This window comes from Acidocella sp. MX-AZ02 (assembly GCF_000306035.1).
GTDB classification, from domain to species: Bacteria; Pseudomonadota; Alphaproteobacteria; order Acetobacterales; family Acetobacteraceae; genus Acidocella; species Acidocella facilis.
The window spans coordinates 1-649 of record NZ_JH976259.1; the positions used below are offsets into that span (position 1 = coordinate 1).

Here is a 649-nt window from a genome sequence, read left to right on the forward strand (position 1 = left end):
TCATCCAATACAGCTTCCGCCTTGAACTTCATGGATATTGGCTGTGGTTCCAACGGGGCAAGATTGTATGGCGGCAGTGCCCAGAGGGGCACATAATCCACCTGCCAGCGCTTGGCCGTCTCCATTTTGGTTCCGTAGGGATAATATGTCCCGACAGGGTGCCCACCGAGCGCGGCGCACAATAGCTTATCCAGCTTTGTGACCTTTTCCGGTGCGGGTGGAATGGGGGCGGGGACGTACTCGGTGTGAGTTTCGTTCTGCATTGAAAGCTCCTTTATTTGGTTGGCTGATAAACGAACTCACCGGGCGTAGGCGCGGCCAATGCCTCGCCCGGCGGGGCTACGAGAATGGACAGCGCCGCGTCCTGGCCGGGCAAGGTGCTGTTGGGCTGGCAAACCAAGGTCCAAGCTACGTCATACGTGCCGGGGGTGAGGGCGACGGCGGCAGAATACGAAGAATTGCCGTCACCGGGCGCATAATTTGCTTGGTTGGTGGTGCTGTTGATGATCTGGTTACCCTGAACCTTCACTGTCACCGTACAGGGGCCTAGTTTGGTCCATTTTATATCGGTTCCAATGCCCCATTGCCCGGCCTGTTGGACCAACAATTTAGCCGATCCAGCAATAGCTGGCAGGCTTCCCGCGCCGGG

1 protein-coding gene and 1 pseudogene are annotated in these 649 nt (G+C 57.6%); both read right to left on the minus strand.

Annotated elements, in window-relative coordinates; translation table 11 throughout:
• Positions 1 to 263: hypothetical protein (locus MXAZACID_RS17415; protein ID WP_008495915.1), on the minus strand; the 263-nt coding region annotated here is incomplete at its 3' end.
• 11 nt (positions 264 to 274) lie between these two features.
• Positions 275 to 649: pseudogene (locus MXAZACID_RS17420) on the minus strand (hypothetical protein); the annotation flags it as partial.